We start from the raw sequence: 6,948 nt of genomic DNA, 5'->3' as shown, positions 1-6,948 counted from the left end.
AACCGAGCCAGCATGTCGCCAGATGCCTCAACAACATCGTTCAGATCGTTTGCAATAGACATAAAAAATCCGGAACCAGTGATTGGTTCCGGATTGTCCTACAGCAGAAGGATCGGTCAATGGATCCTTAACTGATCAGCATTGCCCGGGTGGCGGGGGCTGGTGCATCGATGAGGGAGATCACTCGATGTTCTGGATCTGCTCGCGCATCTGCTCGATGAGCACTTTCAACTCGACGGCGGACTGGGTCACCTCGGCGTTGATCGACTTGGAGCCCAGCGTGTTCGACTCGCGGTTGAACTCCTGCATCATGAAGTCGAGGCGACGGCCGCAGGCGCCACCCTTCTTCATGATCTTGTTGGTTTCGCTGATGTGCATCTCCAGGCGATCCAGCTCTTCGGCCACGTCGATCTTCTGGGCCAGCAGCACGATCTCCTGCTCGATGCGGGCAGGATCCAGCTCCACTTTGGCCTCGGCCAGGCGGTCGGTGAGCTTCTGGCGCTGCCACTCGATGATCTGCGGCAGGTGCTCCCGCACCTTCTTCACTTCTACCTGAATGCCGGCCAGACGCTGTTCGATCAGCGCCTTGAGGTTGGCCCCTTCGCTGGCGCGGGAGGCGAGGAAGTCTTCCATGGTCAGGTCGAAGCCGGCCATCAGCTCGGTGGCGACCACGTCCATGTCCTGCTCGGCGGCAGCCATCACGCCCGGCCAGCGCAGCACGTCCACCGGGTTGAGCTGACCCTGGCCCGCCTCTTTCATCACCCAGTTGGCGCTCTCGATGATGAGTTTGGCCAGCTCTTCATTGATGTGCAGCTGGCTGGCGGCGGCCTGGGCGGCCTCGAAGCGCAGGTTGCACTCCACCTTGCCGCGCTGCAGCTTGGCGCGGAAGCGCTCACGCAGAACCGGCTCCAGGCTGCGCAGTTGTTCCGGCAGGCGAATGTAGGTCTCCAGATAGCGCTGGTTGACCGAACGAATTTCCCAAACGGCTGTGCCCCAGTCGCCCTTGAGTTCCTTGCGGGCGTAGGCGGTCATGCTGTGAATCATTGATTGTTCCGGGCTTGATGAAGTGTGCGGCCAGTATACTCAGCCAGGCCTGCTCCGTCAGCCGACGAGGTGGTTTTAGCGGCTGATATTTGAGTAGCGATCGCTTATACTCCTGCGCCAATTCAGCCAGCCCAGAGGTCAGTCCCATGTCCCGTCCCAGCGATCGCAGCGCCGCCCAGGTGCGTCCGGTAACCATCACCCGCCACTTCACCAAGCATGCTGAAGGGTCCGTGCTGGTGGAATTCGGCCACACCCGCGTGCTCTGCACCGCCAGCGTCGACACCAGCGTGCCGCGCTTCCTCAAAGGCAAGGGGCAGGGGTGGGTCACTGCCGAGTACGGCATGCTGCCGCGCTCCACCCACTCCCGGATGAACCGCGAAGCGGCCTCCGGCAAGCAGAGCGGCCGTACCCTGGAGATCTCCCGTCTGATCGCCCGCTCCCTGCGCGCGGCGGTGGACTTGAGTGCCCTGGGCGAGCACACCATTACCGTTGACTGCGACGTGTTGCAAGCCGACGGTGGTACCCGCACCGCCGCCATCACCGGGGCCTGCGTGGCGCTGGTGGATGCGCTGAACTGGATGGTGGAGAAGGGGCTGATCAAACAGAGCCCGCTCAAGCAGATGATCGCAGCCGTCTCCGTCGGCATGTTCGAAGGGGAGGCAATCTGCGATCTGGAGTACATCGAAGACTCCGCCGCCGAGACCGACATGAACGTGGTGATGACCGAAGATGGTCGCATCATCGAGGTGCAGGGCACCGCGGAGGCCGAACCCTTCACCCACGAGGAGCTGCTGGCCATGCTGGCGCTCGCCAAGGGCGGCATCGCCGACATCATTGCGCTGCAGAAGCAGTCGCTTGCATGATTTTAAAAACGCGGCATTGACCGCGTTTTTTTATACCCCCACACAAGACAACGACAAGCCAAGCAAGGAGCCAGAATGAAAGCCTACCAGCGTCAATTTATCGAGTTCGCCCTGGAGAAACAGGTCCTCAAATTCGGTGAATTTACCCTGAAATCCGGTCGTAAAAGCCCCTACTTCTTCAACGCCGGCCTGTTCAACAGCGGCCGCGATCTGGCCCGTCTCGGCCGCTTCTACGCCGCCGCCCTGATGGATGCCGGTATCGAGTTTGATGTGCTGTTTGGCCCGGCCTACAAGGGGATCCCCATCGCCTCCGCCACCGCGGTGCAGCTGGTGGAGCAGCACGACGTGGACGTGCCCTGGTGTTTCAACCGCAAGGAGACCAAGGATCACGGCGAGGGCGGCAACCTGGTGGGCAGCCCGCTCAAGGGGCGCATCATGCTGGTGGACGACGTCATCACCGCCGGCACCGCCATCCGCGAATCCATGGATCTGATCCAGGCCAATGGCGCCTCCCTGGCAGGGGTGCTGATCGCCCTGGATCGCCAGGAGAAGGGTAAGGGGGAGCTTTCCGCCATTCAGGAGGTGGAGCGTGACTACGGCGCCCACATCATCGCCATCATCCAGATGAGCGATCTGATCCAGTATCTGGAAGAGAAGCAGGCCGAACAGCCGGAGCTGGCGGCGCAACTGGCCGCCATGAAGGCTTACCGCGCCCAGTACGGTATCTGAATCACCGCGCCCACCGCGCAATAGCTGAAGGCGGCGCTCGTTTGTTCTCTGGCAGCAAACGGGCGCCGTTTTTTCATCTGCAAAAAGTGGATCATGTGGCTTGAGCTTACCCTTACAGTAAAGGTTAGGGTTTGCCAGTCGGCGTTTTGTGGTGCCGACGGGTTCCTGGGAGGAACAACATGACCACTCATCTTCAATCACCCATTCATCTGCAGTTGCCGCTCAGCGGCATGAGCTGCGCCAACTGCGCCGGCCGCATCACGACCGCCCTCAACAAGCTCGACGGGGTATCGGCCACCGTCAACTTTGCGCTGGAGCAGGCGGCCATCGAGCTGACCAGCCCCGACCGTCTGCCGGCGGTACTGGAGAGCATCCAGGCGCAGGGTTATGACTACGGCAGTGAGACCATCCTGTTTCAAATCACCGGTATGACCTGTGCCGGTTGCTCGGCCCGCCTGAACAAGATGCTGGCGGCGCTGCCCGGCGTCATCTCCGCCGACGTCAACTTCTCCATCGAGCAGGCTCGTATCGTGCTGGTACCCGGGATGCAGACGCCCGCGGCCCTGCGCGAGCAGATCGAGGCCCTCGGTTTTGGCGCCCAACTGGCGCAAGGCTCGGCCAGCGGCCGCCGCCAGCAGTTGCTGGAGCGGGAAGCGCAGGAGGCCGCCAGCGCCCGTCAGGCGCAAACCCGGGTCATCGTCTCGGCTTTGCTTACCCTGCCGCTGCTGGTGGGGATGCTGGCCATGGCCGGTCTGCTGCCCTGGCATCTGCCCGCCTGGCTGGAGCTGGTGCTCGCCACCCCGGTGCAGTTCTGGATCGGGGCCCGCTTCTATCGCGGCGCCTGGCTCGCCATCAAGAACCGCTCCGCCAATATGGATGTGCTGGTGGCGACCGGTACCAGTGCGGCCTACTTCTACAGCCTCTATCTGCTGCTTAATCTGGGGGTGGCCGCCAGTGGCCAACTCTACTTCGAGGCGAGTGCCATCATCATTACCCTGATTTCCCTCGGAAAACTGCTGGAAGCGCGAGCCAGACGCAGCACCCAGTCCGCCATTCGCGAACTGATGGCGCTGCGGCCGGAAACCGCCACCGTCTGGCGCGGCGAGCGCTGGCAGATCGTCGCCATCGACGAGGTGCTGCGCGGCGACAGGCTGCAGGTGCTGGTGGGGGAGCGGGTGCCGGTGGACGGCAGAATCGTGAGCGGTGAGAGTGAGCTGGACGAGTCGATCCTCACCGGCGAGAGCCTGCCGGTGCCGCGCGGTGAGGGCGACAAGGTGCTGGGCGGCGCCATCAACCGCTCCGGCGTGCTGGAAATTGAAGCCACTACGGTGGGGGAGGACTCCAGCCTCAGCAAGATCATCGCACTGGTGGAGAACGCCCAGATGGGCAAGGCGCCGCTGCAACAGCTGGTGGACAAGGTCTCCGCCGTGTTCGTGCCGGTGGTGATGGCCATCGCCCTGTTCACCCTGCTGGTGTGGTACGCCATCAGTAACGACTTCGGTCAGGCGCTGCTGGCGGCGGTGGCCGTGCTGGTGATCGCCTGCCCCTGTGCGCTGGGGCTGGCGACACCGGCGGCCATCGTCACCGGTACCGGGGTGGCGGCGCGCCACGGCATTCTGATAAAAGACGTGGATACCCTGCAGAAGGCCCACGCCATCAAGGCGTTGATCTTCGACAAGACAGGTACGCTCACTCAGGGCAGGCCCGTGCTGGCCAGCTGGAGCGGCAACGACGAGCAACTGTGCCTCGCTGCCGCCCTGCAGCAGGCGAGTGAACACCCGCTGGCACTGGCCATGCGCGAGGCGGTCGACAAGGAGACTACGCTGCCCCAGCCGGAGGCGGTGGAGGTGCGGGTCGGTGCCGGTATTGTCGGTCAGGTCGCCGGTCATACGGTCACCATCGGCAATGGCTCTTTGCTGGCCCAGCTCGGCATTGAGGTGCCCGCGCAGGATAAACAGCCTGCCGACGGCGCGACCCGGGTCTGGGTGGCCATCGACGGCGTGGTGGCTGGCATTGCGGCGCTGGCCGATACCCTGCGCCCGGAGAGTCCGGATGCCATCGCCACCCTGCGCCAGCGCGGCATCGCCAGCTGGCTGGTGAGCGGTGATGCGCCGGCGCCGGTGGCCCATATCGCCGCCAAGCTGGGGCTGGACGGGGCCTTTGACTCCGTGCTGCCAGCCGGCAAGGTGGAGAAAGTGGAGGCGCTGCGGGCGCAAACCAGCGGGCTGGTCGCCATGGTGGGAGACGGGGTAAACGACGCCCCGGCGCTGGCGGCGGCGGATGTGGGTATCGCCATGGGCTCCGGCTCCGACGTGGCGATGGAGACCGCCTCCATCACCCTCATGCGATCCGACCCGCGGCTGGTGGCCGATGCCATCGACATCTCGGCGGCCACCTGGCGCACCATCCAGCAGAACCTGTTCTGGGCCTTCGTGTTCAACATCATCGGCATTCCGCTGGCGGCACTGGGTTACCTCAGCCCGGAACTGGCGGGGGCGGCCATGGCCCTGAGCAGCATCACCGTCTTGAGCAATTCCCTGTTATTGAAGCGCTGGCAGCCCCGGGCGGGCAGCCTGCGTGCATCTGAATCCCAAAGGAGTCATTCATGAACATCAGCAAGGTCGCCAAGGCCACCGGCCTGACCGCCAAGACCATCCGCTACTACGAGAGCATCGGCCTCATCTCGTCGCCAGTGCGCAGCGACAACGGGTATCGCAGTTATACGGATGCCTCCCTACGGGAGCTGCGCTTCGTCAAGCGGGCGCGGGAGACCGGCTTCAATCTGGAGGAGTGTCAGGAGCTGCTGGCGCTCTATCGGGACGAGCACAGAACCAGTGCCCAGGTGAAGAAGCTGGCCCAGGAGAAAATCGTCGATCTGCGCTCCCGCATCGCCGGTTTGCAAGCCATGCTCAGCGCCCTCGAGGAGGTGGTGAGCTGCTGTCACGGAGATGCGAATCCCCAGTGCCCCATCCTCGACGAGCTGGAGAAAGGGTGAGGGAGGGCTGCGCCTTTCGACCCTGCAGAAAAGGGTCTGTCGGGGCCTGTACGGGAGAGGACGCGCTGAGTGGCAGCTTAATAGCGGTCGATTGATTGTTGAGCAGGAAAGGGGAGTGTTAAACTGTGCGGCTCTTGTACAGGGAGTACCCAGTTGACACAGAGTGTGAAATATCAGGTGCGGCGGGCCATCATGGTCCAGCTCTATACCCACGCCTCCTTCAGCCTGCCTTGCCTGGGGCTGCTGGCGATCAGCTGGAGCCTGCTGTTCCACGATTACCTGCCGGCCAGCGAGTCGCTGGGCTGGCTCGGTCTGGTCCTGCTGCTGTTGCTGGGGCGCTGGTGGCATTTGCGCTGGCGCCAGCCCAGGCTGGCGGAGCTTCCGCTGCCGGTGCTCGAGTGCGAGCTCTTTGTCGGGGTGACCATCACCTCCATCATCTGGGCACTGGGCGTGCTTCTCTACATGGACAAGCTGCCCGACACCTATCGTGCCGCCATGATGATGCTCTCCAGCCTGATCCTGACCGGCAGCGCCATCATGCTGTTCGGCAGCCGTCGTACCCTCTATGGGGCCGTGCTGCCCCTCGGGTTTGCCATGTTGTTCGAGCTCAGTGGCGGCAACACCCAGGAGCGTATCGTCTCCTGCATGCTGGCGGGATATCTGTTCGTCTTTCTGCCGACCCTGCTGCGGCGCCTGCGGCGGGATCAGGTGGCCTCTCTCTACCACAGTTTTTCAAATGCGGATCTGGTGGCCGAGCTGAAGGCGGTCTCCGAGCACCTCAAGCTCACGTCCCGCCTCGACGGTCTGACCGGCATCGCCAACCGGGCCCATCTCGACGACTCCCTGGCGCGCGCCTGGCGTCGCTGTCACCGGGCCAGGGCGCCTCTCTCTCTGGTGCTGGTGGATGTGGACTACTTCAAGCAGTTCAATGATCACTATGGTCACCAGGTGGGGGACCAGTGCCTGCAACAGGTGGCGAGCCTGCTGGCCGAAGTGCTGCGGCGGGAAGACGATCTCGCTGCCCGTTACGGCGGAGAGGAGTTCGCCCTGCTGCTGCCCTGCACCACCTTGCAGGGGGCCATGCAGATCGCCGAGCAGGTGCGTACCTCGTTGCGAGCCCTCGGCATTCCCCACCACAAATCCCGGGTCTCGGGGCGGGTCAGTTGCAGCTTCGGGGTGGCGACCCTGGTGCCGGATCAGCATCACTCCATTGCCGAGCTTATCCAGAAAGCGGATGCGGCGCTCTATCAGGCCAAGCATAATGGCCGGGATCGTATCGAAGTAGCCTTGATGGGTAAGGTTGCCTGAGTTTCACAA

Annotated in this window: 6 protein-coding genes; 5 read left to right on the top strand and 1 reads right to left on the bottom strand. The window is 63.5% G+C overall.

Features of this window, described 5'->3' with window-relative positions:
- Nucleotides 1-180: 180 nt before the first annotated feature.
- Complete coding sequence (locus J9889_RS02095; RefSeq protein WP_010676104.1) at nucleotides 181-1,044, bottom strand: YicC/YloC family endoribonuclease; 864 nt, start codon at nucleotides 1,042-1,044, stop codon at nucleotides 181-183.
- Nucleotides 1,045-1,190: 146 nt separating this feature from the next.
- Here J9889_RS02095 and rph point away from each other — a divergent pair, with 146 nt between their 5' ends.
- The 5 genes from rph to J9889_RS02070 all read left to right on the top strand — a co-directional run bounded on the left by rph (nucleotide 1,191) and on the right by J9889_RS02070 (nucleotide 6,939).
- Nucleotides 1,191-1,907: a ribonuclease PH gene (gene rph / locus J9889_RS02090; protein ID WP_010676103.1), complete on the top strand. Its 717-nt coding sequence runs from the start codon at nucleotides 1,191-1,193 to the stop codon at nucleotides 1,905-1,907.
- Nucleotides 1,908-1,982: 75 nt separating this feature from the next.
- Entirely contained in the window at nucleotides 1,983-2,636 is a 654-nt protein-coding gene (pyrE, locus tag J9889_RS02085; protein ID WP_210555893.1) for an orotate phosphoribosyltransferase, read from the top strand.
- A 179-nt stretch (nucleotides 2,637-2,815) separates the two neighbouring features.
- The gene (locus J9889_RS02080) at nucleotides 2,816-5,245 is read left to right on the top strand and encodes a heavy metal translocating P-type ATPase (protein WP_210555892.1); all 2,430 of its coding nucleotides are present in this window, start codon (nucleotides 2,816-2,818) and stop codon (nucleotides 5,243-5,245) included.
- Nucleotides 5,242-5,631 carry a Cu(I)-responsive transcriptional regulator gene (gene cueR / locus J9889_RS02075; RefSeq protein WP_010676100.1) on the top strand — a complete coding sequence of 130 codons (390 nt, stop codon included), beginning with the start codon at nucleotides 5,242-5,244 and terminating at the stop codon, nucleotides 5,629-5,631. The genes J9889_RS02080 and cueR overlap by 4 nt, the downstream gene beginning before the upstream one ends.
- A gap of 153 nt (nucleotides 5,632-5,784) precedes the next feature.
- Nucleotides 5,785-6,939 carry a diguanylate cyclase gene (locus J9889_RS02070; RefSeq protein ID WP_210555891.1) on the top strand — a complete coding sequence of 385 codons (1,155 nt, stop codon included), beginning with the start codon at nucleotides 5,785-5,787 and terminating at the stop codon, nucleotides 6,937-6,939.
- Nucleotides 6,940-6,948: the final 9 nt, after the last annotated feature.

Source organism: Aeromonas sp. PrichA-15 (assembly GCF_017939245.1).
Taxonomy (GTDB): domain Bacteria; phylum Pseudomonadota; class Gammaproteobacteria; order Enterobacterales; family Aeromonadaceae; genus Aeromonas; species Aeromonas caviae.
This window is presented reverse-complemented; position numbering and strand designations above follow the sequence as displayed.

Bases quoted from the DNA above. Each gene is read 5' to 3' on its own strand.
- J9889_RS02095 (WP_010676104.1), bottom strand. From the start codon at position 1,044: ATGATTCACAGCATGACCGCCTACGCCCGCAAGGAACTCAAGGGCGAC.
- cueR (WP_010676100.1), top strand. From the start codon at position 5,242: ATGAACATCAGCAAGGTCGCCAAGGCCACCGGCCTGACCGCCAAGACC.
- J9889_RS02080 (WP_210555892.1), top strand. From the start codon at position 2,816: ATGACCACTCATCTTCAATCACCCATTCATCTGCAGTTGCCGCTCAGC.
- pyrE (WP_210555893.1), top strand. From the start codon at position 1,983: ATGAAAGCCTACCAGCGTCAATTTATCGAGTTCGCCCTGGAGAAACAG.
- rph (WP_010676103.1), top strand. From the start codon at position 1,191: ATGTCCCGTCCCAGCGATCGCAGCGCCGCCCAGGTGCGTCCGGTAACC.